We start from the raw sequence: 25,044 nt of genomic DNA, 5'->3' as shown, positions 1-25,044 counted from the left end.
TGTTTATTTAATAACCAATTAAATAGCAAGGTGTCTTTCTTTTGCTCTTTCTTATTATAAAAGGAAGGTATCAAAAGAGAGCGCATGTTTATTATTCAAAAATTACACGGTAGAATCCGCCTATTCTCAAATTTAGTAATAAGTCAGCACCATGAACAAAAGTTTAGTAACCAATCTATTAGCGTTAAGCACGGCTTTAATCGGCTACTTTCTTCAATATAATCTCATTTTTAGTATCGGCGTTTTTGCATTAGCGGGTAGCATTACTAACTGGCTTGCTATTCATATGTTGTTTGAAAAAATACCGGGATTATATGGCTCTGGCGTTATTCCTGCTCGCTTTGAAGATTTTAAAGTCGGTATTAAAACACTGATGATGAAGCAATTTTTTACCCCCGAAAATATTAATCAATTTTTGAGTAGTGACAGTGCTGTTGCTCCCGCTTTAAACTTAGAGCCGATTATTGAAAATACAGATTTATCGCCAGCGTTTGATTCATTAGTGAGTACCATTCAAGAATCATCATTTGGTGGCATGTTAGCGATGGTTGGCGGTGCCGAAGCACTGGTTCCGTTAAAAGAACCTTTTATTGTAAAAATGAAAACGACGTTAGCTGAGATCGCCAGTAGTGAATCTTTTAATCAAGCGCTAGCTGAACAAATGACACAACCAGGGTTACAAGGCGATTTAATGGTTAAGATAGAAACCATTATTGAAAAACGCTTGAATGAGTTAACGCCGGCGCTGGTTAAAAACATTATTCAAGAGATGATCAGACAGCATTTAGGTTGGTTAGTTGTTTGGGGTGGTGTGTTTGGCGGTTTAATTGGTTTGATTGCTGAGCTCGCTGGCTTTTAATATTACCCTCAAGTGGCTTGGGTATATAAAAATAAAAGGCAGCTAAAGTAGCTGCCTTTCTTGCTTTAAATCTTTGTTTATTAAAGCTGTTTGAATGCGTGAGCTGCCGCTTTTATTGTATTTTCAATATCGTCATCGGTATGAGCGGTTGAAGTAAAACCGGCTTCATATGCACTTGGCGCTAAATACACACCTTGTTCAAGCATTAAATGATAGAACTTTTTAAATTGTTCCATATTGCATTGTGTTGCTTGAGCAAATGAGGTGATATGTTTTTCATCGGTAAAGAAAAAGCCAAACATACCGCCAACTTGATTTGTGGTTAACGCAATACCGGCATCATCGGCCGCCTGTTGAAACCCTTCAACAATGCGTTTAGCTTTTGCAGTGATATCCGCGTAAATAGCGTCGCGGTTTTCATCTAATTGCGTTAAAGCTGCAATACCCGCTGCCATGGCTATCGGGTTACCCGATAATGTACCGGCTTGATATACAGGGCCTTCAGGTGCAATACAGGCCATTATTTCGGCTTTACCACCAAAAGCGCCAACAGGCATGCCGCCGCCAATCACTTTACCTAGTGTGGTTAAATCTGGAGTTACCTTGTAGTGTGCTTGTGCTCCGCCTAACGCAACTCTAAAGCCTGTCATTACTTCATCTAAAATAAATACCGCATTGTATTTATCGCAAATTGCTCTGAGGCCTTGTAAAAAATCGTTAGTTGGCGGAATACAGTTCATGTTGCCTGCTACCGGTTCAACAATTATACAAGCGATATCATCACCAAATTCGGCAAACAAGGCTTCAACTGAAGCTAAATCATTGTAAGTTGCTGTTAACGTATGTTTCGCTACATCAGCCGGCACGCCTGGTGAACTAGGCTCGCCGAGTGTTAACATGCCCGAACCCGCTTTAACTAATAAGCTATCAGCGTGACCGTGGTAACAACCTTCAAATTTGAGTAATTTGTTTTTGCCAGTATACCCACGAGCTAAACGAATGGCGGTCATGGTGGCTTCGGTTCCCGAATTAACCATGCGGACTTTTTCCATTGAAGGGACGAGCTTTTTAACTAGCTCTGCCATCACGATTTCATTTTCTGTTGGCGCACCGTAGCTTAAACCACGTTCTACTGCTTGATGCACAGCTTCACGGATCGCACTATTGTTATGGCCTAAAATCATAGGCCCCCAGCTGCCGACATAATCAATGTATTGTTTATCATCGGCATCAAATAAATAAGCACCATCGGCTTTTTGAATAAAAACAGGATCGCCGCCTACGCCATTAAAGGCTCGAACGGGAGAATTTACGCCGCCAGGAATGCTTTTCTTGGCTTGTGAAAAAAGTTGTTCAGATCGGGTCATAGTCTCTACTTCTTATAATCCTAAGTTGGCTTTTTGGCTGTGCCAAATTACATCACATTCATGATCTTTTAATATGCTTTCAACACCTAATGTGGTGGCGAAAAGCGCCATACGCACCAGTACGCCATTATCCGCTTGGCGGAATATAGCTAAATTAGGGTTTTGATTCATATCGTTGTCGAGCTCATTTGCATCTGCACGCGAATCGCGAGGCAAAGGATGCATAATAACGGTGTTTGATTTACAGTGCTGGGTATAAATGGCTTGGTTTAATCTAAATTTACCGCGGTATTTATTCGCTTCTTCTTCAGATGGAAAACGTTCTTGCTGAATACGAGTTTGATACACGATGTCGGCATCTAAATTGCCTTCAAGCTGTTCTGTTATTTCATATTGGTGACCTGCTTTATCAACAATATCAATAATGTAGCTAGGCATGGCTAATTCATCGGGGGCGATAAAAGTAAATTTAATATTTTTATATAAGCTAAGTAATTTAGAAAGCGAGTGTACGGTTCGGCCATATTTTAAATCGCCAACCATCGCAATGTGCATGCCATCGATGGTTTTGCCATGGCTCGATTGCTCTTTGCTGATGGTATATAAATCTAATAATGCTTGGGTTGGATGCTCGTTTGCACCATCGCCACCATTAATTACCGGCACACGACTCCCTTCGGCAAATTCGGCTACCGAGCCAGAATCAGGGTGTCGCATTGCGATAATATCACTATAACTACTTAATACACGCGCAGTATCATACAGTGATTCACCTTTTGCTAAAGCAGAAGAGCTTAAACCGACTGTTTCACGAACATGCCCGCCTAACAGGTTAAAAGCCGTACCAAAACTAACTCGGGTGCGAGTACTCGGTTCAAAAAATAAATTACCTAAAATCGCGCCATCTAAAACACGTGTCCGTTTTTTACGATGTGCATAAGGTTGCATGGTGTCAGCAATAGTAAAGAGATATTCAATGCTTGCATGGTCGAATTGGTTAACAGATAAGATATCTGCGCCTTGAAACTTAAACATGTGTTTATACCTGTAGCGAGGATGATAGGGATTAGCGTTGCTGGGCGCTAACTATAGCAAAAAGTCGTTAATTTTGTCTGCAAATTTAACTTTTTATGACGGTGTTTTTGTCTGCAAGGCTCAAGATTAAATCGGTTTTACAACCGCTAAAATAACCACAGCAAATAATATAAGCACAGGGGCTTCATTAAAAAGGCGATAAAAGCGCGGTGATTTAGTGTTACGGTCGTGCTTAAAATCATTGAGTAATTTAAAGCAATAGCCATGATAAGCATAGAGTAAACCGACTAAGGTTATTTTAATATGTAACCACTTACTTGCCGCAAACCACTCTGAACCATAAGCCATGATCAACGCGACACCAAAAACTAAAGTTAAAATAGCCCAAGGTGTGACAAATAACAGCAAACGGCGTTCCATTATTTTAAATTGTGATTGGCAATCTTTTTGTTGGGATTCAGCATGATAAACAAATAAACGAGGTAGATAAAAAATACCCGCAAACCAAGCAACCATAAATGAAATATGCAAGGCTTTAAGCCATAAAATAGTCGTCATGTTTTTTACCTATAAATGGGTTATTAGTTGGTATAAAGAGTTCACGTGGCATGGTTTAGATAATTGAATCTTATGCTCATTCGTGTTTCATTTTTTTAGGGTTACTACAATGTGCCTTTAATTAAGCGCGCTCGCACTTCGTCCCAACTCATTACACCGACAATATTATCTAATTGCTCTTCAAATACATAAATAGAACCACCCCGTTTATCTTTTAAAATATCAAAAGGTTCGGCGAGGGTATAACGTGAATCAACACCTTGGATCATCTCTAAATCAAAAGGTGACTCCGCATTGGGATCTAAACTCACGTTGTAATGAACAAGATAGAAGCTTGCATCAAGGCCGATGCTTTTACGTAAAATAACGGGCCGATTGCCTGCATTGTCGAGCGCTTGGCGTAAAACGTCATCGTCGCAAGACGTAACTAAAACAAAGTTGGTATTCATATCGGCTAAAATGCCTACTTTTTGTAAGGCTTCAAACGCGGGGGGATTTTGATACTCAAGCTTTTGGAATTCAAGCTGCAGCAAAAAGATGGATCTGTTTTTAAAATATTGAACCGCAACAACATGAGCGGTTACGATAACCAGCATCGCGGGCACAATCACATCGGGTGATTGTGTTAATTCGAGTACGGTAACTAAAGCGGCCAATGGCGCACCTAATGTGGCAGCCATTAAACCGGCTAAGCCGAGAACACCATAAATATCGACGTATTCATGCATATTACCAATTAATGCTGACCCCATAATGGCTAATAGTGTGCCAAGTAACATACCCAACCCTAAAATAGGGCCGATAACGCCACCGGGCACACCCAAGCCAATGGCAAAAAACGTTAAAATGGCCTTGGTAACAAATACGATCATGAGCAAATTCGCATTATCGGATGCTGCTTGGGTAAACGATATTGCACTGAAACCTGAGCCCAATGCTTCAGGCACTAAATAGCCAATACAACCGGTTATTAAGCCGGCTAATATTAAACGAGGTGCCATTTTGAAGGGTTTAAAAGAACGGAGTATTTCTAATAATTGGCGATTAAAAGCAAACGCAAATGCCGCGATCACTATGCCCATAAAAACTAAATAAGGGTAATGAATTATACCCAGTTGAGTAATGTTTAAACCGACTAATGCTTGATCATCGCCAAATACGGCTTGGGTTAAAATCGCTCCCGCGACCGACGCTAACATAACGGGAATAAAAACATGGGTTTTATATTCTCGCACCACCACTTCCATAACAAAAATGACAGCAGCTAATGGCGTGTTAAATGACGCCGCAATACCGGCGGCAATGCCACACGCACTTAATGTTTTAACGGCGTTGTAAGGTAGCTTTAACCAACTACCAATAAAACTGGTACCTGCTGCCCCTAAATGCACACTTGGGCCTTCTCGCCCCACAGAAAACCCCGTTGATAATGCGGCTATTCCCGCAAAAAATTGATTTAACGTATTTTTTAATGGCATCATGCCGTAGAAGCTTTTCATGCGATAAATCACAAAAGGAATGCCAGTACGGGCGACTTTGAATTTAGTTATTTTGGCAATGAGTAAAATGCAAGCAACGCCAATTAAGGGTAAACAAAAGCGCATAAAAGCGGGAAGGGTGGTAAAATCATCTTCTTTTTCGAGGTAAAGCAGTTGAATGTTTTCGATAGACCAACGAAACGCGATAATCAATAATGCAGCACATATGCCGCCAAACAGGCCTAATAGACTGAGTTGTATCGATGTTCTAGGAATTGCGAGTTGGTGTCGCAGTTTAGATAATTGCATTACGCTGAATACTTAATCTTCTGTTTGATGGCCGTTCCGTGCTTAAAAGCAGTGTACCATAATAAAAATAAAGAGAATTAATATCTTGGATAATAAATCATCTAATAAAAAAATTTATAACAATTTAGAGATTATTTGGCATAATTTAACGGCTTTTTATACGGGGGTATTTGGCATCGCCATGCTTATTCTTGTTGGCGTTTTGGGTTATCACATATCGCAACGTCAGCAAGCCGAGCTTCAAGATAAAAATACCCATTATATTGATTTGCTTACCCAGCGAGAAGTTGAGCTAGCCAGTGCCAAGCAAGAGTTAAATTATGTGCGGGTGGAATTAGAAGTTGAAAAAGCCGCGATTAAACAAGTGCAAGCTGATTTATTACAAGTGCAACGAAGTTACACTGAGCTTAAAAAAGAGATCACTTTTTATCAAAATGTGATGGCCCCCGAGATGCATGCAGAAGGCGTGGTGCTCGAAAACTTTATTATTGAGCCAACCTTAAACGAAAATCGTTTTCGCTATAAAATTGTCTTGGTTCAAACGCGTAAGCAAAAAAGTCATGCTAAAGGCTATGTTAAATTAAAAATAGCGGGCCAAGAAGCCGGGCAAATTAAAGAAATTGATATAAGTGACTTAACCTCAACTGATTTAACCTCAACAAAATTTAATTTTAGATACTTTCAAGTGTTAGAAGGTGAATTTGTGTTAAGTGCCGATTTTCAAGCCGAGCGCGTGTTTTTATCTGTTATTGTGCCTAAAACGCGTTGGCAAAAAGAAAGTCGCCTAGAAACTGACTTTGTTTGGTCGCCTGGGGTTCAGCATATTGAATAAATCAATCGAATAATTGACTGATTTAGTCAGGTATTAGATAATTAGTTTTTATTATTTATAAGTAGGTGTTGTCTATGAATGATTTACCCATTCAATTTACAGATAAAGCAGCTGAAAAAGTAAAAACACTGGTTGCTGAAGAAGAGAACCCTAATCTTAAGCTTCGTGTGTATATTACGGGCGGCGGCTGTTCAGGTTTTTCGTATGGCTTTACATTTGATGAAAAAGTAAATGAAGGTGATACCGAAATAGAAAAGCAAGGTGTCAGCCTTGTGGTTGACCCGATGAGTTTACAATATCTGGTTAATAGCGAAGTGGATTATATGGAAGGTTTAGAAGGTTCTCGCTTCTTTATAAACAATCCTAATGCGACAACGACTTGCGGATGTGGCGCTAGCTTCAGCGTTTAATACTCGTTTTAGTGTTAAGAAATAGGTGGCAGTTAGCATTAACTAATCGCATAACTGCCATGTATTCTATAGTCTTCTCGCTCAGGTTTTATGGTTCATTGTCAGCGCTTACTCTCGACTTTGGCTCCTGCGTCGTTCTAACACCTAAATCCATTTAGGCGGCTCCAATCACATAATAGAGCATATGCTCATGGGGTCTCGAAGCTTGACGGCTTTGCTTATCATGGATGTAAGTACTTCGGTTTCGTCTGGAACGAGAAACCTGCCCCTAAAACCCGATCGCTTTGACTATATTTTTGCTTGATCGGCATTTTCATGGTTCTTTATCCCATCCTGTTACGCACAATGCGTTTAACTAAACGTAAATTTATCGCCCACCGAAATCACGGCACTTTCACCCACTGACAAAACCGCATTCTGGCCAAAGTACGCACCGGTTAACGGTACGTGTGTATCCATCGCGGCTAATGTTTTTAAAGGTTCTAACTTATCAGGGACTTGTGCGGTGAACGGGTCTATTTTAGTTATTGGGCAGCGCTCGCATGGTTTGCACAATTCAAATTGCCATCGTTGTTCATCTGCTGACTCTGATACGAGTGTTGTAACTGTATTTTCTTGCCAAGCCTCCAATCCCTTAACCACAATATTACTGCGAAAGCGCGACATGCTAACCGCTTGTTTACCTTGCTGTGTTAATTGGTGGTTAAGCGCGGTAAGCGACATGGTATTGGTTAATAAAAAAGGAAAACCATCAGCATAGGCAGTATGGCTGGCTTGTGTATTTAAGTTATGAGTTGAATTGGGTTTAGGTAAATAATTTTTATCGACTTGTCGAATCTGATTATCAGCAAAACGTACAAGGCGAAGAGGATGACCGTGATATAAGCCAAGAACTCGCGTTAACCATTCTTCGGCTTCAAAGCCCTCGTTGAACCCTATAACCTTGTCACGCCAAACTTCGGTATTCACGTTGTCGGTAGGTGAGAATGATTTAGTGAGTGGTACTTTAAAATCTTCATATCCACTGGCCGATAAAATGAGATATTCGTCATTTATATCAACCTCAATTAATGCCATCTGCGCGAGTGTTCTTTGGGTAACAAAACAACCTTGATGATCAATCACCATCCACCGTCGATCATAGGCTAAACCTTGAACGGTTAGTTTTGCTGAATTAAGTTTTATGCCACCCAGCGATTTAACCGGGTAAATATAAAGTGCCGTGACGGTTAACATGGTCGATTCGCTCATTAAACAGATTAAACAGATTAAACAGATTAAACAGATTAAACAGATTAAACAGGAGATACTTCAATTTGATACGATGAAAATTTACGCATATTGATCACCCCAGTATCAAATATTAAATATTGACCTTTAATGCCTTTAAGTATGCCTGAGACATCCGGCGTTTTATCAAAATTAAACGAGGTGACTTTGGTTGGAAACTCGCTAACCGGAAAGTCTAAATGCCAAATATCACCCTCTAATTCTGTTATGGCTTCTGAGCCGTAAAGTGCGGTTAATTCGTTCATTCTTTCTTGTATTTTGGGTTTAAGCTCTGCGGCAACGGCTTTTAAATCGAGGTTATCATTATTGCCTTTAAGCATCGCGCGCCAATTGGTTTTGTCGGCAATAAACTCGCCTAATGCGACTTCAATTAAACCTGATAATTGGCGTGTATTGACTTGATACAATAATAAGGCTTGTGTTGCGCCTTGGTCTATCCAGCGGGTTGGTACTTGTGTATGCCGAGTGATACCGACTTTTAAGCCTGACGTATTCGATAAATAGACATAATGTGGGATCATGCAATTGGCTTCGCCCCACTCAGGTTCACGGCACGTGCCTTGATCGTAATGACAGGTTTCAGGTTTCATTATGCACATATCGCAAGACGCGATTTTACGCATACAAGGAAAGCAAAAACCTTGCGAGAAGCTCTTTTTCGTTTTTTTTCCACAGTTACTGCAGCTAATTTGTCCCGTAAAGTGCATCGAGAGTGTTTTACCGATATACGGGTTTAATTCTAATTTTTGCTCGTCTAACGGCAATTGATAAGTGATTTGATGCGTGTTTGGATCCAGTTGGGCGGTTAATTTTTTGATATGGCCTAGCATGTGCAACTCTGATTAATACAATTACCCAGAGTTTAACTTAATGTGTCGTTGATGTTTAGCTTCAGCCGTTATTCACACCAAATATTTTAAATTGGGCAATAAAAAAGGCGTTAATAAAAACGCCTTTTTTGATATGAATGCTTAAACGCAATTATTCAAATTTAGGCTCTCGGCTGAGGAGTGCTAATGCGGCTTCTTGTGGGGCTTTTCCTTTATACAGAACGTTAAATATTTGTTCTGTAATCGGCATTTCAACATCATAGCGTTGGGCTAACACATGGACTTCTTTTGTGTTTCTATACCCTTCAACCACTTGGCCGATTGATGTCATGGCTTCGTCAACGGTTTTACCTTGACCGAGCGCTAAACCAAAGCGGCGATTACGTGATTGGTTATCGGTGCAGGTTAATACTAAGTCGCCTAAACCGGCCATGCCCATAAAGGTTGATTGTTCAGCGCCAAGCGCAGCCCCTAAACGACAAAGCTCAGTTAAACCACGTGTAATTAATGCAGTACGTGCGTTAGCGCCAAAACCGATACCATCGGCCATACCAGCACCAATGGCGATCACATTTTTAACGGCGCCGCCCATTTGAACACCAATAAAGTCATTGTTTTTATAAACTCTAAAGCGCTTTTCGCAATGGAGTAAATTTGAAATGACTTGAGTGAATTCGTTATCTGTCGACGAAACCGAAATGGCAGTTGGCATACCTACGGCCATTTCTTTTGCAAAAGTCGGACCTGAAATAACCGCTAAGGCGACATCTGGGCCTAATTTTTCACGCGCTACATCTTGTAATAAACGACCGGTATCAGGTTCTAAACCTTTTGTTGCCCAAGCTAAACGAACATCGTCGCGTAAGTCTGGTTTTATTAAATCTAATGTTTCAGCAAATGCGTGGCTCGGCACAACGACTAAAATATTGCGGCTTTGTTTTACCGCTTTATTTAAATCGTCGGTGACCGATAAATTATCTGGAAATTGGGTGCCAGGTAAATAACGCGCATTTTCATTTGACGTTGTGATCGCCGCAATATGCTCTTTGTTGCGTCCCCACATTAAAACATTTTTACCTGTTCGGGCCATGCATAAAGCGAGCGCAGTCCCATATGAACCGGCGCCTAATACAACAACATCAAACTCTGAATTTTGCATTTAAGAATCCAATTGCTCTGGTTTTTCAGCTTCAGCTTGCTGAATTTCAGCTGCTTTTTGTTGAATAAATTGTGCAAACATTGCATCAAAGTTTACTGGCGCTAAATTTAATACAGGGAAAGTACCGCGATTAACTAAGTTAGCAATGGCTTCGCGTGCATAAGGGAATAAAATATTTGGACAATTAGAACCTAAACAATGTGCTAATGCTTGCTCACTAAAGTTAACGGCGTTGAAAATACCTGCTTGTTGAACTTCAGCTAAAAATGCAGTTTTATCACCTACTTTTGCTGTCACGGTTACTGATAAAATAACTTCATAAGTGTCTTCAGCTAATTTATTGCTTTTAGTATCTAAATCTAAATTAACTTCAGGTGTCCATTCGTTAGTAAAAATCCCCGGTGCATTAGGTGATTCAAACGAGATGTCACGTACATAAATGCGAGAAATATTAAATTGTGGTGCTGTGTTTTCTGTTGCTTCGCCTGCAGCTGGAGCTTGATCTGTCATTGTTTTTATACCTTGTTGTTAGTCTTGTAGTAAGGGATCTAATTTACCTTGAGCATTAAATGCCACCAAGTCATCACATCCACCTATATGCATATCGTTAATGAAAATTTGTGGCACTGTGTATCCACCACCACTTTTAGCGATCATTTCATCGCGTAGTGCCGCATCGCCACCAATATTGATTTCGGTAAACTCAGCACCTTTACTGTTTAAAAGTGACTTAGCATGAGTACAAAATGGGCAATACGCTTTGGTGTAAACAATAATGTTGGCCATGTATTTCTCTTTTATGATTTTACTAAGGGTAAATTCGCACCTGTCCAGCTATTCATTCCGCCTTCGAGCAAATAAACTTGGTTAAAGCCTTCTTTAACGAGCTTGTTAGCGCCTTTAGAGGCAGAAAGCCCGGCTGTGCAAACTAAAATTATGGGGGTATCTTTTTGTTTTTCAAGCGTCCCAATTTCACCTTGGTCAATTTGCGATAATAAAAGATTTTTAGCGCCCGCGATATGACCTTTTTTATAATCGTCTTTGGCGCGAACATCGACGACAATCGCGTCTTCTTTATTAACTAATTGGGTTAATTGACTATTATTAACGCGCTTAAAAGCCGAAAGTTTGGCTTGAAAGAAATGATAAGTAATAGCAAAAAATAAAACTAGCCAAATACCAGATAAAATAGGGTTGTTGCCGATAAATTCGATATATTGTTCCACTAAAATAAGTTCCTAATAAGCATTTTGGAACGCATTATACATGGACTCTTTAAACATGCGAATAATGCGTAATTGGGTTTTTTGTTGTTCACGGTTTAACCATTAACCTTAACTTTGGCTAAAAAATTTATTTTTAATGGTGCTTTTTACTTAAGCTGGCGTTAAGTTTACTTGCAACACGCCTGCTATTAACACCAAAACGAGTCTAAGCCGAGTCGAAAATTTATCACTAAAACGTTAAATGGCCATTTATTTATGTTGCTTATATTCTTAAGTATTTGAAAAACAAGTAATAACTAATGTTTTATTATCGACCTTAACCAGAGTTGAGTTAAATTACGCTGTTTAAGCTAAACATCGGCTTGAGTATTCATCAAGACGTTATATAACATAAATCTTGCTTATGAGTAGTTTGCTGATAAATCATGTAGAATTGATGAAAAAATAATATCCAATTCAAAAATACTGTAATCGTTTCTAGCGCAATATCTTTAATACGTCACGATTAGAGTCTTTTAAAGCTCACACTGAGGAAAAAATTATGGCGGCTAAAAAACCACTAGTACTAATTATTATGGATGGCTGGGGCTATTCAGAATCAACCGAATCTAATGCGATACATCATGCGAATACGCCCGTTTTAGATAATCTTTGGGCAACTAAGCCAAGCACGCTTATTTCTGGTTCAGGTATGGACGTTGGTTTACCCGATGGCCAAATGGGTAATAGTGAAGTTGGCCATGTCAATTTAGGTGCGGGTCGCATTGTTTATCAAGATTTCACCCGTATTACAAAAGATATCCAAGATGGTACGTTTTTCGAAAACCCCAATTTAGTTAGCGCGATTGATAAAGCAGTTAGCCAAAATAAAGCGGTGCATTTAATGGGCTTATTATCACCCGGTGGTGTGCATAGCCATGATAGTCATTTGGTTGCGGCTATTGAGTTAGCAACGGCTAGAGGCGCTAAAGAAGTTTATGTGCATGCCTTTTTAGATGGTCGCGATACACCACCACGCAGTGCCGAAAACCCAATTAAAAAAATTGATGCAAAATTCGCTGAAACCGGCAATGGCCGTATTGCGAGTGTAATTGGTCGTTATTATGCAATGGATCGTGATAACCGTTGGGATCGTGTACAAGCATCTTATGAATTAATGACCGAAGGTAAATGTTTAAATACAACCACGACGGCATTAGAAGCATTAGAAGCCGCTTATGCAGATGATAAAAATGATGAATTTATGCCTGCAACCACGATTACAGGTGAAGATGGTAAAGCCGCGACGATTAATGATGGCGACACGCTTATTTTTGTTAACTTTCGTGCGGATAGAGCGCGTGAAATTACACGTGCTTTTACTGATGCTGATTTTGATGGCTTTGAGCGTCAAAAAGTACCGGCGTTAAGTGAATTTGTTATGATGACACAATATGCGGCCGATATTGATGCGCCTTCAGCTTACCCTCCAGAAGATTTAGCTAATACATTCCCTGATTGGTTGGCTCAAAAAGGTAAAACGCAATTACGTATCTCCGAAACTGAAAAGTATGCTCACGTGACGTTTTTCTTTAGTGGTGGTCGTGAAGACTTATATGATGGTGAATCTCGTGAATTGATCCCATCGCCACAAGTTGCAACCTATGACTTACAGCCTGAAATGAACTCGGTACTATTAACCGATAAATTATGTGCGGCTATTCGTAGCCAAGAGTTTGATGCCATTATTTGTAATTATCCAAATGGTGATATGGTAGGGCACACCGGTGTATTTGAAGCAGCGGTTAAAGCATGTGAAGCCGTTGATGTTGCCATTGGTCGTGTGGTTGAAGCGTTAGATGAGGTGGGCGGCGAATGTTTAATTACAGCTGATCACGGTAACGCAGAGCAAATGGCTGATGCTAATACCGGTCAAAACCATACTGCACATACCAGCGAACCGGTACCGTTTATTTATTATGGTCGAAATGCTGAAGTTGCGACAAAAGAAGGTAAATTAAGTGATGTTGCGCCGACAATGCTTTATTTAATGGGTATGGAACAACCTGCAGAAATGACGGGTAAATCAATTATGAAATTGGTTTAGTCTGCATCTTGTTAACTCATAAACGCGTAAACAATAAAACAGCCAGCATTTTTGCTGGCTGTTTTGCGTTTTTGTGTTTTACATTCGCCTTTATAAATACCGCATTAGCGGATCAGCAAACAGAGCAACAGTTAGAAGCCAAACAAAAATTACAAGACATTCAAACGCAGATAAAAGATAAAAACCAAGCGATCATCCAAGGCAAAAATAAACAAAACCAAACCGAAGTCGCTATTCAAAAAACCGATGTCAATATTGGTAAAACCGCACGACAATTAAAGCAAACACAGCAAAAATTAAAGACCGTGCAAGATAATCTGGTGCAATTAAATAAACAAAAAAACGAATTAGAAAAAGTTAAAAAACAGCAATTAACGGTATTGGCTAAGCAAATTAAAAGCGCTTATCAGGTTGGCCAACATGATTATTTAATGATGTTGTTAAATCAAGAATCACCCGCCAAGTTAGAGAGAGTGCTTACTTACTATCAATATTTCAATAAAGCACGGATTAAAGCGGTTGATTCATTAAAACAAACCGTGACAGCCATTGAGCAAAATGCGCAAGCGTTGTATGAACAAAAAAATGAATTAAACCAATTATTAGCGCAACAGATCGAGAGCAAGCAGCAATTAAGCACGTTAAAACAACAACAAAAAATGAGCTTGGTGCAGCTGCGCAATAAATTAAAAACAGAACAAGCCAATTTAAAACGCTTAAAAGAAAGTGAAAACTCACTGAATGAACTTTTAGATCAACTAGCTTCTGCCGTAGCTAACATTCCCGATTTAACCGAATGGTCAGGCTTACAAAATTATAAAGGCAAATTAAAATGGCCAACATCAGGTCGGGTTAATAAAGTTTTTGGTCAACGAAAACGCGGCCCAATCCGTTGGAAAGGGTTAATGATTGACGGTAAATTAGGCGCGAATGTTAAAAATATTCATGCTGGGCAAGTCATTTTTGCTGATTGGATGAAAGGGTTTGGTTTGGTGCTGGTGATTGATCACGGTAAAGGTTATATGAGTTTATATGGCCATAATCAGTCGTTATTAAAAGATGTGGGTGATATTGTCGAGGCCGGAGAAGCGATCGCCGAGGTTGGACAATCAGGTGGGCAAACGTCACCGAGTTTATATTTTGAAATACGACATCAAGGCACACCACTTGATCCTAAACTTTGGTGCCAATAAATTAGCTAACCCCTCTTATTTTCTGTAATAACGCCTCTCTATTTTAGCGCTTGTTTTTTTCACTTTTGATCAGCTCTAACCAAAGGTGATCGACTTGTTGAAGTTTAAAAAAAAAAGTCAGCTAAAGGTGCATTTAAGCGTTGGGCATTACTCTGCTATCTGGTAGTATTTTGGCCGTTTAACCGCCAACCATCGTGTTAGATAATGGATGTCGTATCGAGTTTTACTCGCATAATGTGTTCTTTATAGGCTTATAGCTGAATATTATAAATAGTAGGAAGATGTTTACATGGTTCGACTTTTTTTCGCAGTGTTGGTTTTGATGTGTTTTTCTCCTGCCCAAGCTGCCACTATTGCCATTATCATTGACGATGTTGGTAATAGTCATAATGATACGCAAGTTTTGAATTTACCTGATGAAGTTACTATTTCTGTTTTGCCTCATACGCCTTATGGCCGTCAAATTGCCCAAAGAGCCTCGTTAGCTGATCGTGAAGTTATGTTACATGTACCGATGGAAACATTATCAGGTTATCGTTTAGGCCCCGGTGCTATTGTCAGCGATATGTCAGATGCCGCTATCGAGCAGCAATTACTCGATAGCTTAGTTGCTTTACCTTATGCTGTTGGTGTGAATAATCATATGGGCAGTAAATTGACGCAAATGCGTAAACCCATGCAAGTGTTTATGCAAGCCCTCAAAGAGCGTGATTTATATTTTGTTGATAGCCGTACCACTAAATACACACTTGCAGAACAAGTTGCTGATGAAACGGGCGTGACGAATTGGCGTCGGCACGTTTTTTTAGATTCAATTCAAAGCAAAGCCTTTGTGCGTAAACAATTAAGGTTACTTATTAAAACCGCTGAAAAACAAGGTTTTGCCATTGCAATTGGCCACCCATACCCAGAAACATTAGCGGTATTGCTAGAAGAATTACCTCTGTTAGAAAAACATATCATGATTAGTCGAATTTCACATTTACCGCAAACCGATATGAATACGCGATACGCTTATTCAGCAGAATAAGCAGAGATTTATAATGAAATATTGGTTAATGAAAACTGAGCCTGATGCTTTTAGCATTGATGATCTCGCGGCTCGACCTTTACAAACAGAACACTGGGATGGTGTGCGTAATTATCAAGCGCGTAATATGATGCGTGATGAGATGAAGGTTGGTGATCCGGTATTTTTTTATCACAGTGGCTGTAAAACCCCTGCGATTGTCGGCATTACTAAAGTGGTTAAAGCGAGTTATCCCGATCACACCGCATTTAACCCAGAATCTAAATACTTTGACGATAAATCGCATCCAGACAACCCGCGTTGGTGGATGGTTGATGTACAGTTTGTTGAAAAATTTAAACGTGAAATCACATTACGTGAATTAAAAAACATGCCTGAATTAACCGAGCTGGCACTCGTTAAAAAAGGCTGCCGGTTATCAATTATGCCGGTTTCAGAAGCCGAATGGTTACACATTCGCTCATACACCTAAGCGCTTTGCGATAAAGCGCAACTTCGCTCAGCTGTTATCTACAGGCTATTTTGAGCATAAACTTATCTATATCGCTTTCTCTCGCCATTTTCCTGGTGCTATCCCCATCGTTTTTTTAAAGCGATGCGCAAAGGCGGCTCCATCTTTATAGCCAATACTTGCCGCAATTTGTTCAAGATTAAACTGCGTATGTTTTAGCAAATGACAGGCATACTCTAATCTTACTTTGGTTAATAACTTCATTGGGCTCATCTTTGTTTCTTGTTGGCAAAGCCGGAAAAAGTGTGGTTCAGATAAATGCATTTTTTCAGCGAGTTCGGCAACAGTCCAAGGGTGATGTAATTGTTTATAAACATGATGCATAACGTGTCTAAATTTAAGTTGTTGTCGGTCTAAGCGCATATTTTTGTTTAAGGCTTGGTCGACTTGAAAGCGCAGTATTTCGATTAATCTGATCTCTATATCAGCCTGATGCAAGCTTGTTGTGCGTGATACATCGAGCAACATGCACATGGTTTGATGCAAACCTTTTGCTTCGTTACTATCAAAAACGTGAGCAGGAATATCATGAATAAATTGATACGCAGGGCAGTCTTTTAATAATAGCCAGCACATGGTCCATTCATCACCCGTTAATTCATATTTAAAGGCTTGGCCCGCCGGAATAATAACAATGCTGTCGGGTTCTATTGCATATTCCCCAGAACTTACTCTGAGTTTTCCTTGGCCTGATTGTGTCGCCAATATGTAGTGTATCTGTTGTTTTTTATGATCTTTTATCGAGGTTTGGTTTTCTCGTTGCCCCACTTCATAGTGAGTGCGTAATGTTGATACACCAGCACACGCGATAAACTCGTTGCCATTACCTGCCATCGTTGTAAAGTCGAGAAAGGCTTCTTCACAATCGTCATGTATGTTTAATACATCTGTAAACATCAGGTGAACCTTGTATTAACGGGGTTAAATATTCATAACTAAAAATAGAGTGTAGCGTTTCAAATGATAGTTTTAAACATACAAGTTGATAATTTTAATACTGTTTGTTTTTTCAGCAAACTCTAAAATACGCGCCTGTTCAGCCAATCGTAATTATCTTTTAAGGAATTTTAATGCCTCGTTTTAATATGCAAGCACTACAGCGCAGTTTTAAACTTGCATGGCCTATCTCGTTACAAAACGTATTAGTTACATTATTGAGCATGATCGATGTGATTATGGTGAGCCACCTTGGCGATGCTGCGGTGGCATCTGTTGGTTTGGGTAACCGCATTATGTTTGTTGTGATGATCATCATACTGGGCTTGGCGTGGGGGGTTGGTATTCTCTCGGCTCAATATTTTGGTGCGGGGCAGAAGAGGCGGATCCGACAAGCGATTATTATGGGCTTAACCGTCGCTATGGTCGCATTATTACCTATTATATTTGCTACCTATTTTGTGGCTGATGATGCCATGGCGTTAGGTAGCCAAGATAGTAATGTCATTAATCTAGGTGAAGCGTATCTATGGATCACCATGCCAAGCTTATTTTTTGTCGCCATTATTTTTGTATTTGAAAACGCATTACGGGCATTAAATCAAGTTAAGTTGCCTATGGTGTTTAGCGCGGTCGCGATTGCATTAAACATTGTTCTTAACTATTGGCTCATTAATGGCGGTGTGGGTATTGCAGCGTTAGGTGTTGAAGGTGCAGCTTGGGCGACGACTATTTCACGCTGTTTTCATGTTTTATTCTTATTGTATATTTTAGCTAAAACCAAACATATTTTATATCCTCGCATAAAAGATTTCATTGTATTGAATAACAAAGCAGAGTGGTTCAAATTAGTTAAGCTTGTTTGGCCAATGATGTTTAGTTTTGGCATATGGTCGTTAGGTACTTTTGCTTATCAACTGATATATGGCCGCATGGGCACACAAGAGCTCGCGGTTATGAGCATGCTGACCCCAATTGAAGGTCTCTTTTTATCGCTCTTTTTTGGTTTTGCATCGGCCTGTTCAATTATGGTGGGACAAAATTTAGGTGCTAATAAATTTGATGAGGCTTGGGCAACCGCTCGCACCTTTGCAATTGCTGCGCCCTTTGCCGCGTTTGCTTTTGGGTTAGCGATGCTGATGATTCAAGATATCTTGTTTTTACCTTTTGCTGCTTTACCTATTGAAACCCAACAGATGGCGAAAAATGTGTTTGTGATCATCGCGTTGAGTGCTTGGATAAAGGTGATTAACATGACACTGGCCATGGGGATGTTAAGAGCCGGTGGTGACAATCAGTTTTGTTTGTTTACCGACACGTTTGGTTTATGGGTTGTTAGTTTACCTTTAACGTATTACGCCGCTTTTCATTTACAGTGGCCATTATTTTATGTTGCGCTTGTTGCCTACTCAGAAGAAATTTGTAAAGCATTCTTGTTTGGTTGGCGGGTGGCAAGTAAAAAATGGATGCGCAATTTAACTATACCTAAAGAAGGTAAAGAAGGTAAAGAAGGTAAAGAAGGTAAAGAAGTGACAAAAAAAACCGAAGAAACCGTTACACCGTCTAATACCAATTCATATAAATAAGTGCTCTCTCAGAATGCATCCAGCGGTTTTTGAACAAGGCGTCGGTGTGTAGGAATGGTTGTTCCCTTTTAAATACCGATAACGCAGGTCAAAAGTCGCTGGGGCATTCCTTTCAGGCGAGTTTTAAATGCGCTTACTCTGTATTGCTCGAACTCAAAAGAGCACCACTATTCTTTTATGTATGCGCATTTAAACGCTCGCTGAGTGGGCACTTATTATTACGGATTGGTATTATACGTAATGTGCGTTTTTTGCTCTTAAGAACTAAAAAGGCCGCTTGTTTGCGGCCTTTGTGTTTTTAAATTAACGACTTAATTAGACCGCAAGGGTTAGCTGCTAAAGCTTAAACGAGGTTTAGCGTCTTTGCTGTTATCTAATGTTGGGGCGCATAATAAAATGCGTGCGGATGCCACGCCACCTTGCGATACATAATCTTTAAATGCATGTTGCCGAGCTTGTGATAATTTATTGAGCTGTGCTATTTGTGATGATGTTAAAACACTTTTGGCAGGTAAATCAATATCGGCTGGCGTTGCGATAGCACAGAGGTTTATTTGAGTGTCTTCTTTATCTTTCATTAACGCAATAAAGTCATTTGCAAAGGTTATTTGTGCGGCGGTTAGTGCGCTTTGTTTTGGAGCAAACTCTAAATCATTAAAGCGAACTTTTAAGGCGTATTCACCTGCCATCATCGCGACACTTACTATATTAGCGTAAGGAACAAACGTATCCATCAATAGCGATGTAGCGGCTTTCATCGCGGCTTTTTTACTGAGTAAAACCACAATGCCAGACAAACCATCAAATGATGGATCACTCAGGCTGCCTTTTAATGGAATGTTTAGTTCAAGGTTGTTATCGCTATCTTTAAGCACGCCTACTGCCATATTCAATGGCATCGCTGTTGTGTCTTTAATTGTTGATGCTTCGATATTATTAGCCGCAGATAACTCCAAACCTCGTAATAATATGTCGGCATCACCATCAATTTGTTCGTTGATTATTTTTACTTTTAAACCTAAATCAAAGTGGCCGGTTTTTATTTCATGCTTTAACGGACCTTTTAAATACGGCGACAATCCGGGTAAATCAAGCTCTTTTATATGGCCTTGAGCGGTGTAATGGGTGATTTTTGCCAGTGGTTTTATAAAGCCGTTAAAATCGATGACGGCATAACGATCACTTTTACCTTTTATTAAATAAGGTGTTTCACGTTCAGGCTCAGTGGTTGATATACGACCTAAGCTAAGCGTGGTGAATTCGAAACCTCGTTCATAAGCGGGGTTAATACTTTCATCACGTACATTAATAACGGCGTTATTAATCAGTTCAAAGCGATTTAAACTGATGCGCATTGCCGGTTTTTGTGCGCTGGTTTCTGTTTCTGCCGCGCTTGTCGAGGCTGAGGCTTCTTCATTTAATTCTGGCTCGTCTGTATCATTTTGGCTTTCTAGGCTAACTTGGGTACTGAGCTTTTTCTTAGCATTAATAAAGGCATTAGCCTCAATATGATCTAATGCTATATCACCAATCTCGATATCTTGTTGATCAATATTGAAATGCGAAATAGTGATGCCGTTACTGCTTAACAATGGCGGTAATTCGACGGTGGATTCAGCACTTGTTTGTGTTACATCTAAGGTCTCTTGGTTTATAGCGGGTGCCGACGTGGGGGTATTTTGCTCTTCTTTTTCTGTTTTATTCTTAGCGGTTGTTTGGTTCGTTACTGTTTGATTCGGTACTGTTTCATTCGTTACTGTTTCATTCGTTACCGTTTCATTAACGGTTACATTTGTTTTTACACTATCGGCGACAATTGCCCGTTCATCATCATTTGAGCTTGCTTGAATTGCTTTAGTTTTACTGGGGGCGATAGTGTGAACTTGTGATAAAACAAAAGGTTTGATATGCAAATTTGAAACATTGATTTCCGGTTGCTCAATTGCACCCAATACGGCTAGCTCTTCTAACGAGATACCCGAAAAATGCGCCAATATGCCATTGGCATTTTCGGCTTTAAATTCATGTAAGTCTAACTTGCTTTGCATGCTAATAGCGTGTGGACGTTGTTCTTCAAACAGTAAACTAAGTTTAGGTGTGCTGAAATCAAATTGAGTTAAAGTGCTAACCATATCGGGAGTGGGTCCACCGACGGTCGATAAATCACTCAATTTAGTTATTAGCGGCAAATTGGCTTCACTTAGTAAGCCGTTTTCAAACTCGAGGTTCAGGTCTGCTATGGTTAAATCAAAAGCGGCTAATGTTATTTTGGGACTCGGGGCTGGTAATTGATCTATCACTAAATCACTTAAATGCTGTTGTATATTGGCCGTGACCGCTGTCGGTTTACCCTGATATAAATTTACATTAATGTCGCTTAGGCTTAATGCAAAGTCTCTTAATAAAATATCGCCTTGTTCGTGAGTGTATTCAATATCGGCCAGTTTAATATCGATTTTGTTTTTGACAATATCTACATTGTTGGTGCTTATGTTTATCTTGCTAGCCACTTTTATATCAACAATCCCTTTTAAAGGTTTTAATGCAGCTTGATCCGGTAACCAGCTTTTTAATGTGGCTAAATCTATTTGGCTTAACGTTATTTGGCTATCGATTAAACCTAAACCTTGAGCCAGTTTAATATCGCTTGTTAGATCTAATGTTGTTCCATCTACTTTTACTTGCAGTGCTAAATTCAATGCTTGAATTTGTTGACTTAATTCAACCTGACGTAAATTTAAATGGGTGAGGGCAATCGCTTGCTTTTTATGGGGTAAATAAAGGTTAAATATACTGTCGCTAAATAGACTTTCATTTACGGTGATACGCCAAGGTATCACGGGTTGCTCTGCGCTAGTTGTGTCTGTTTCTTCAGTTGCCTTTGGTAAAATAAAACCGGCAATTTTTTGTAATTGACCGTTTTTATTAAACTGACTATTAATGCTAAAGCCTGCGATGGTAAACGCTTCGATATTCACTTCATGTTGCAATAAAGGTAACCAAGCGATATCGACAATTAATGCGTCTGTTTTCAATACCTTTTCTTGGTTTTCATGTAACACTAAATCTTCAATACTGAGTCGCGCGAGAAAGGGGTTAATGCGCACGATGCTGTTATCATCGATTGATAAATTTTGCTCATCTAACACATGGTTTAAGCCAAGGCGGATGGCTAAAGGTGAAAATAACCAAATTGCTAGTAATGTACCGAGTAAAATATAAACCAGTATACGTAATGATTTTCCTGTAAAAGTGAAAAACCGGGTTAAAAAAGCGGGGCTTTGTGCTTGAGTTGCCATATTAAGCCGTTCAATCCTTGTGTATTTAATTATCTTGTCAATAAAAATGAGTTGTTAAACTTCTTAGTTTTCGTGTGCTTTATTGAAGCGCTTTTGGTCTATTTATCTTAACACGATAGTTATAATGGTTATTTATGCCGTTATACCATGTGCGAGTAACATAAATGTGAATTCTTCTGCATCGTCTTTCAAACGGGCAAAACGACCAGAGCTACTAAAATGGCCTGCACCCATGTGCATACGCATTACTAATAAATGTTGATCAGTTTTTAGTTTTCGCATTTTTGCTGTCCACTTCGCGGGTTCCCAATAGGTTACGCGGGGATCATTCAGCCCACCCGTTACCATCATTGGTGGATATGCTTGTTGCTTGATATTATCGTACGGACTGTAGCTTGCGATCAATTCATAATCGGATTTGTCGGCCAGTGGGTTACCCCATTCTGGCCACTCGATCGGCGTTAGCGGCAGCGAATCGTCAAGCATAGTGTTAAGAACATCCACAAACGGCACACCTAAAATAACAGAACGCCATAAATCAGGGTTTTGGACTGTTACGGCTCCCATTAATTCGCCGCCCGCGCTGCGACCCGAAATTGAAATATTACCGCGACTGACATATTTTTCGGCAATTAAATACTCTGCGCAATCAATAAAGTCACTAAAGGTGTTTTGTCTCTGCGCTAGTTTACCTTGGGTGTACCAGTTGTAACCCATTTCATCACCACCCCGAATATGCGCAATGGCATAAGAGAAGCCACGATCGAGTAAACTGAGTGCGGTTTTAGAAAACTCTGGTTCCATTGCCATTGCATATGCGCCATAACCATACAGGTGCATTGGCCGTGAACCATCAGCGATAAAGCCTTTTTTATACACTATCGAAATCGGGATCTTAGCGCCGTCTTTCGCTTTTGCCCATAAACGCTCGGTGATGTATTGATCTTTATCGTAACCTGAGGGTATTTGCTGGGTTTTCTTTAAGGTTAATGTTTGGTTGTTAACGTGGTAATCATATACTGAATTTGGTGTGATCATTGAGCCATAATTAATACGCAAAAATGCAGGGTCAAATTCTGGATTATTACCGATGTGAGCGGCAAAAGCGGTTTCGTCAAATTGAATATAATGCGCTTCACCTTGGTAAGGCTTGATTTGAATTTGGGCTAAACCATCGACGCGTAGCTCAATTGCGGCATAAGTCGCAAAGCTAACTAACCCGGTTATATAGTGTGTATCACTACCCGTGATCCACGTTTGCCATGCTTTTAACTCGGGTGTGTTTTGGGCTGTTTTCGCAATGCGAAAGTTTTCGTGTTGATCATTGGTGCGAATATAAAAATAACCTTGGGCATGATCAACATCATATTGCATATTGTGTTCGCGACCGGCCATTAATTCGAGCGGCTGTAATGGCGATGCACTCGGTACAATGTAAACTTCATTTGTGGTGTGGCTGCCAGTACTAATTAATAAAAATTCGGCCGATTGTGTTTTGTCTATGCCCACAAAATAACTTTGATCTTGTTCGGTATAAATTATTTTATCGCGGGTTATGGCGGTGTGTAATTCATGGTATTGAACCTGATACGGACGCCACTCTTCACTGACTAGTGTATAAAAAAAGCCCGTACTATTTTGCGACCATTCGATTTCGCCGCTAGTTTGTGTAATCACCTCAACTAGCTGGCAATCATCTTGTAAATCTTTAATGTAAATAGTAAAGCGTTCAGAGCCGGTGTCATCAACCGACCAAGCCATGTAACGATTATTTGGGCTGATGCTCAAGTGGCTTAACGTATAAAATTCAGTATTGGCCGATTCGATATTTTCATCGAGTAAGATTTGTTCATTATTTGTGTTTACCGCGGTTCTGGCCCATATACGGTATTCTGCGTTTTCAGGAAAATACCAGCGATATTCAAAGCCGTTTTCGCGCCAAGGTACAGATGTTTCAACGGGTTGCTCACGGTTTTTAAATTCGGTAAAGAGGGTTTCAACCAAGGTTTCATGTGGTTGCATGACTTGTTTGAAATACGTGTTTTCTTGGTTTAAATAATCAAGAATGTCTGTATTTTTTACATCGGGGTAATCCGCATCTTTTAGCCAATGAAATTCATCTGCTAATACATAACCATGATGAGTTTGTTGAAAAGGCTTTTCTGGTGCTACAGGCGGCAATATATTTGGTGCAGCTAAACGCTTAAATGTCATGATAAAATTAACCCAATAAAATTCTATTGGCATTTTATCACAGACTCAAACGCATGCCATTTTCATTTATTTACTCAAGTTACTTCAAGATGCAGATAGGCTGAACGAGTATATTGACGTGACTTGGTATTAAACTATTTATGCATTACGCTGATTTATTCTGTGTTCGAGGTAGCGCATTACATCGCGCCAAGACACAATGCCAATGGGTTCATTGTTTTCATCGATAATCGGAATGCATGAAATAGCATGTTGATTGAATAAGCTAACCGCTTTAGCAATTGGCTCATTGGCCAACATAACAACCAAATCACGTGACATCATTTGATGAATTTTTTTATTGAGCGTGGCGGTATCACGATTGTGTTCTCTTGGCGTATCTATAAATGGGCTTAACTGTTTTAAAATATCGCGATCGGATACAACACCAACTAGCTTATGTTTTTCAATAACTAATAAGTGATGAAATTTTGTGTTTTCAAATATTTGCTTAGCTGTTGCGAGCGTGTCATCCATTTGCACACTCACCACCCGTGTCGACATAATTTGATTAATACTCATCATTAATCACCTTGTGCTAATTATCTGTTTTTATTGCGTAATGTGCCTGACGCAACGATTTTAATCCAACTTGAAAGCACTTTATATCGCCATCTTTTATAAATTGTAAAAATAAGGTCGACTCGCCTCGATCTATAAACAGGATAATACTGCCTTGAGCAAAGGCTGTTACCGATAAGACGCAGCAAAGTAAAAAGAGGCTTGGCATCAGTTTAAATTTTTCAACAGTACAATTATTTAATAAACATAAAATAAGTGTAGCGTTTAAAACTTGA

22 protein-coding genes are annotated in these 25,044 nt (G+C 39.7%); 8 read left to right on the top strand and 14 right to left on the bottom strand.

Annotated features, from left to right (window positions below):
* The first annotated feature begins 151 nt into the window (after nucleotides 1-151).
* Nucleotides 152-859 (top strand): DUF445 domain-containing protein, encoded by a 708-nt coding sequence (locus tag DPX34_RS03170; RefSeq protein WP_111976955.1) that lies wholly within the window; start codon nucleotides 152-154, stop codon nucleotides 857-859.
* An 80-nt stretch (nucleotides 860-939) separates the two neighbouring features.
* Here DPX34_RS03170 and hemL read toward each other — a convergent pair whose 3' ends face one another.
* The 4 genes from hemL to DPX34_RS03150 form a co-directional block, all read right to left on the bottom strand.
* Nucleotides 940-2,226 carry a glutamate-1-semialdehyde 2,1-aminomutase gene (gene hemL / locus DPX34_RS03165; protein WP_111976954.1) on the bottom strand — a complete coding sequence of 429 codons (1,287 nt, stop codon included), beginning with the start codon at nucleotides 2,224-2,226 and terminating at the stop codon, nucleotides 940-942.
* Nucleotides 2,227-2,238: 12 nt separating this feature from the next.
* Nucleotides 2,239-3,261, bottom strand: a complete 1,023-nt coding sequence (locus DPX34_RS03160) for an aspartate carbamoyltransferase (RefSeq protein ID WP_111976953.1) — start codon at nucleotides 3,259-3,261, stop codon at nucleotides 2,239-2,241.
* Nucleotides 3,262-3,387: 126 nt separating this feature from the next.
* Nucleotides 3,388-3,819, bottom strand: a complete 432-nt coding sequence (gene hemJ, locus DPX34_RS03155) for a protoporphyrinogen oxidase HemJ (RefSeq protein WP_111976952.1) — start codon at nucleotides 3,817-3,819, stop codon at nucleotides 3,388-3,390.
* A gap of 104 nt (nucleotides 3,820-3,923) precedes the next feature.
* The gene (locus DPX34_RS03150) at nucleotides 3,924-5,606 is read right to left on the bottom strand and encodes a chloride channel protein (protein WP_111976951.1); all 1,683 of its coding nucleotides are present in this window, start codon (nucleotides 5,604-5,606) and stop codon (nucleotides 3,924-3,926) included.
* 85 nt (nucleotides 5,607-5,691) lie between these two features.
* On the opposite strand from DPX34_RS03150, the gene DPX34_RS03145 reads away from it, so the two are divergent.
* A complete protein-coding gene (locus DPX34_RS03145; protein WP_111976950.1) occupies nucleotides 5,692-6,438 on the top strand; it encodes a DUF6776 family protein in 747 nt (248 codons plus the stop codon).
* A 74-nt stretch (nucleotides 6,439-6,512) separates the two neighbouring features.
* Nucleotides 6,513-6,848, top strand: coding sequence for an iron-sulfur cluster insertion protein ErpA (gene erpA / locus DPX34_RS03140; RefSeq protein WP_198673606.1), 336 nt, complete (start codon nucleotides 6,513-6,515; stop codon nucleotides 6,846-6,848).
* Nucleotides 6,849-7,199: 351 nt separating this feature from the next.
* On the opposite strand, the gene DPX34_RS03135 is transcribed toward erpA, so the two are convergent.
* From DPX34_RS03135 to DPX34_RS03110, 6 genes are all read right to left on the bottom strand, one after another.
* Nucleotides 7,200-8,099 (bottom strand): MOSC domain-containing protein, encoded by a 900-nt coding sequence (locus DPX34_RS03135; protein WP_111976948.1) that lies wholly within the window; start codon nucleotides 8,097-8,099, stop codon nucleotides 7,200-7,202.
* A gap of 44 nt (nucleotides 8,100-8,143) precedes the next feature.
* Nucleotides 8,144-8,968: a DUF2797 domain-containing protein gene (locus DPX34_RS03130; RefSeq protein ID WP_111976947.1), complete on the bottom strand. Its 825-nt coding sequence runs from the start codon at nucleotides 8,966-8,968 to the stop codon at nucleotides 8,144-8,146.
* A 151-nt stretch (nucleotides 8,969-9,119) separates the two neighbouring features.
* Complete coding sequence (gene gpsA / locus DPX34_RS03125) at nucleotides 9,120-10,127, bottom strand: NAD(P)H-dependent glycerol-3-phosphate dehydrogenase (RefSeq protein ID WP_111976946.1); 1,008 nt, start codon at nucleotides 10,125-10,127, stop codon at nucleotides 9,120-9,122.
* Entirely contained in the window at nucleotides 10,128-10,637 is a 510-nt protein-coding gene (gene secB, locus DPX34_RS03120) for a protein-export chaperone SecB (RefSeq protein ID WP_111976945.1), read from the bottom strand.
* A gap of 18 nt (nucleotides 10,638-10,655) precedes the next feature.
* Nucleotides 10,656-10,913, bottom strand: a complete 258-nt coding sequence (grxC, locus tag DPX34_RS03115; protein WP_111976944.1) for a glutaredoxin 3 — start codon at nucleotides 10,911-10,913, stop codon at nucleotides 10,656-10,658.
* A gap of 11 nt (nucleotides 10,914-10,924) precedes the next feature.
* Complete coding sequence (locus tag DPX34_RS03110) at nucleotides 10,925-11,353, bottom strand: rhodanese-like domain-containing protein (RefSeq protein ID WP_111976943.1); 429 nt, start codon at nucleotides 11,351-11,353, stop codon at nucleotides 10,925-10,927.
* 541 nt (nucleotides 11,354-11,894) lie between these two features.
* Here DPX34_RS03110 and gpmM point away from each other — a divergent pair.
* The 4 genes from gpmM to DPX34_RS03090 all read left to right on the top strand — a co-directional run bounded on the left by gpmM (nucleotide 11,895) and on the right by DPX34_RS03090 (nucleotide 16,134).
* A complete protein-coding gene (gene gpmM / locus DPX34_RS03105; protein ID WP_438938506.1) occupies nucleotides 11,895-13,439 on the top strand; it encodes a 2,3-bisphosphoglycerate-independent phosphoglycerate mutase in 1,545 nt (514 codons plus the stop codon).
* Between the two features lie 8 nt (nucleotides 13,440-13,447).
* Nucleotides 13,448-14,632, top strand: coding sequence for a murein hydrolase activator EnvC family protein (locus DPX34_RS03100; protein WP_111976941.1), 1,185 nt, complete (start codon nucleotides 13,448-13,450; stop codon nucleotides 14,630-14,632).
* 289 nt (nucleotides 14,633-14,921) lie between these two features.
* Entirely contained in the window at nucleotides 14,922-15,662 is a 741-nt protein-coding gene (locus tag DPX34_RS03095) for a divergent polysaccharide deacetylase family protein (RefSeq protein ID WP_111976940.1), read from the top strand.
* A 13-nt stretch (nucleotides 15,663-15,675) separates the two neighbouring features.
* The gene (locus DPX34_RS03090; RefSeq protein ID WP_111976939.1) at nucleotides 15,676-16,134 is read left to right on the top strand and encodes an EVE domain-containing protein; all 459 of its coding nucleotides are present in this window, start codon (nucleotides 15,676-15,678) and stop codon (nucleotides 16,132-16,134) included.
* A 66-nt stretch (nucleotides 16,135-16,200) separates the two neighbouring features.
* Here DPX34_RS03090 and DPX34_RS03085 read toward each other — a convergent pair whose 3' ends face one another.
* A complete protein-coding gene (locus DPX34_RS03085; protein ID WP_111976938.1) occupies nucleotides 16,201-17,070 on the bottom strand; it encodes an AraC family transcriptional regulator in 870 nt (289 codons plus the stop codon).
* Nucleotides 17,071-17,243: 173 nt separating this feature from the next.
* Here DPX34_RS03085 and DPX34_RS03080 point away from each other — a divergent pair, with 173 nt between their 5' ends.
* Complete coding sequence (locus tag DPX34_RS03080; RefSeq protein ID WP_198673605.1) at nucleotides 17,244-18,695, top strand: MATE family efflux transporter; 1,452 nt, start codon at nucleotides 17,244-17,246, stop codon at nucleotides 18,693-18,695.
* Between the two features lie 329 nt (nucleotides 18,696-19,024).
* Here the strand turns inward: DPX34_RS03080 and DPX34_RS03070 are convergent, their stop codons facing one another.
* The 3 genes from DPX34_RS03070 to DPX34_RS03060 all read right to left on the bottom strand — a co-directional run bounded on the left by DPX34_RS03070 (nucleotide 19,025) and on the right by DPX34_RS03060 (nucleotide 24,772).
* Complete coding sequence (locus DPX34_RS03070; protein ID WP_111976937.1) at nucleotides 19,025-21,994, bottom strand: DUF748 domain-containing protein; 2,970 nt, start codon at nucleotides 21,992-21,994, stop codon at nucleotides 19,025-19,027.
* A gap of 132 nt (nucleotides 21,995-22,126) precedes the next feature.
* Nucleotides 22,127-24,208 (bottom strand): S9 family peptidase, encoded by a 2,082-nt coding sequence (locus DPX34_RS03065; protein WP_111977017.1) that lies wholly within the window; start codon nucleotides 24,206-24,208, stop codon nucleotides 22,127-22,129.
* 138 nt (nucleotides 24,209-24,346) lie between these two features.
* Nucleotides 24,347-24,772, bottom strand: a complete 426-nt coding sequence (locus tag DPX34_RS03060; protein WP_332872812.1) for a CBS domain-containing protein — start codon at nucleotides 24,770-24,772, stop codon at nucleotides 24,347-24,349.
* Nucleotides 24,773-25,044 lie beyond the last annotated feature (272 nt).

Origin of the sequence: Algibacillus agarilyticus (assembly GCF_003286125.1) — a bacterium.
GTDB lineage: Bacteria > Pseudomonadota > Gammaproteobacteria > Enterobacterales > Alteromonadaceae > Algibacillus > Algibacillus agarilyticus.
The sequence above is the reverse complement of the archived record's forward strand: the minus strand, read 5'-3'. Positions and strand labels throughout refer to the sequence as shown.

What these genes read in the sequence shown, in the direction of transcription:
- DPX34_RS03170 (WP_111976955.1), top strand. Translation starts at nt 152, where the DNA reads ATGAACAAAAGTTTAGTAACCAATCTATTAGCGTTAAGCACGGCTTTA.
- hemL (WP_111976954.1), bottom strand. Translation starts at nt 2,226, where the DNA reads ATGACCCGATCTGAACAACTTTTTTCACAAGCCAAGAAAAGCATTCCT.
- DPX34_RS03160 (WP_111976953.1), bottom strand. Translation starts at nt 3,261, where the DNA reads ATGTTTAAGTTTCAAGGCGCAGATATCTTATCTGTTAACCAATTCGAC.
- hemJ (WP_111976952.1), bottom strand. Translation starts at nt 3,819, where the DNA reads ATGACGACTATTTTATGGCTTAAAGCCTTGCATATTTCATTTATGGTT.
- DPX34_RS03150 (WP_111976951.1), bottom strand. Translation starts at nt 5,606, where the DNA reads ATGCAATTATCTAAACTGCGACACCAACTCGCAATTCCTAGAACATCG.
- erpA (WP_198673606.1), top strand. Translation starts at nt 6,513, where the DNA reads ATGAATGATTTACCCATTCAATTTACAGATAAAGCAGCTGAAAAAGTA.
- DPX34_RS03135 (WP_111976948.1), bottom strand. Translation starts at nt 8,099, where the DNA reads ATGAGCGAATCGACCATGTTAACCGTCACGGCACTTTATATTTACCCG.
- DPX34_RS03130 (WP_111976947.1), bottom strand. Translation starts at nt 8,968, where the DNA reads ATGCTAGGCCATATCAAAAAATTAACCGCCCAACTGGATCCAAACACG.
- gpsA (WP_111976946.1), bottom strand. Translation starts at nt 10,127, where the DNA reads ATGCAAAATTCAGAGTTTGATGTTGTTGTATTAGGCGCCGGTTCATAT.
- secB (WP_111976945.1), bottom strand. Translation starts at nt 10,637, where the DNA reads ATGACAGATCAAGCTCCAGCTGCAGGCGAAGCAACAGAAAACACAGCA.
- grxC (WP_111976944.1), bottom strand. Translation starts at nt 10,913, where the DNA reads ATGGCCAACATTATTGTTTACACCAAAGCGTATTGCCCATTTTGTACT.
- gpmM (WP_438938506.1), top strand. Translation starts at nt 11,895, where the DNA reads ATGGCGGCTAAAAAACCACTAGTACTAATTATTATGGATGGCTGGGGC.
- DPX34_RS03095 (WP_111976940.1), top strand. Translation starts at nt 14,922, where the DNA reads ATGGTTCGACTTTTTTTCGCAGTGTTGGTTTTGATGTGTTTTTCTCCT.
- DPX34_RS03090 (WP_111976939.1), top strand. Translation starts at nt 15,676, where the DNA reads ATGAAATATTGGTTAATGAAAACTGAGCCTGATGCTTTTAGCATTGAT.
- DPX34_RS03085 (WP_111976938.1), bottom strand. Translation starts at nt 17,070, where the DNA reads ATGTTTACAGATGTATTAAACATACATGACGATTGTGAAGAAGCCTTT.
- DPX34_RS03080 (WP_198673605.1), top strand. Translation starts at nt 17,244, where the DNA reads ATGCCTCGTTTTAATATGCAAGCACTACAGCGCAGTTTTAAACTTGCA.
- DPX34_RS03070 (WP_111976937.1), bottom strand. Translation starts at nt 21,994, where the DNA reads ATGGCAACTCAAGCACAAAGCCCCGCTTTTTTAACCCGGTTTTTCACT.
- DPX34_RS03065 (WP_111977017.1), bottom strand. Translation starts at nt 24,208, where the DNA reads ATGACATTTAAGCGTTTAGCTGCACCAAATATATTGCCGCCTGTAGCA.
- DPX34_RS03060 (WP_332872812.1), bottom strand. Translation starts at nt 24,772, where the DNA reads ATGATGAGTATTAATCAAATTATGTCGACACGGGTGGTGAGTGTGCAA.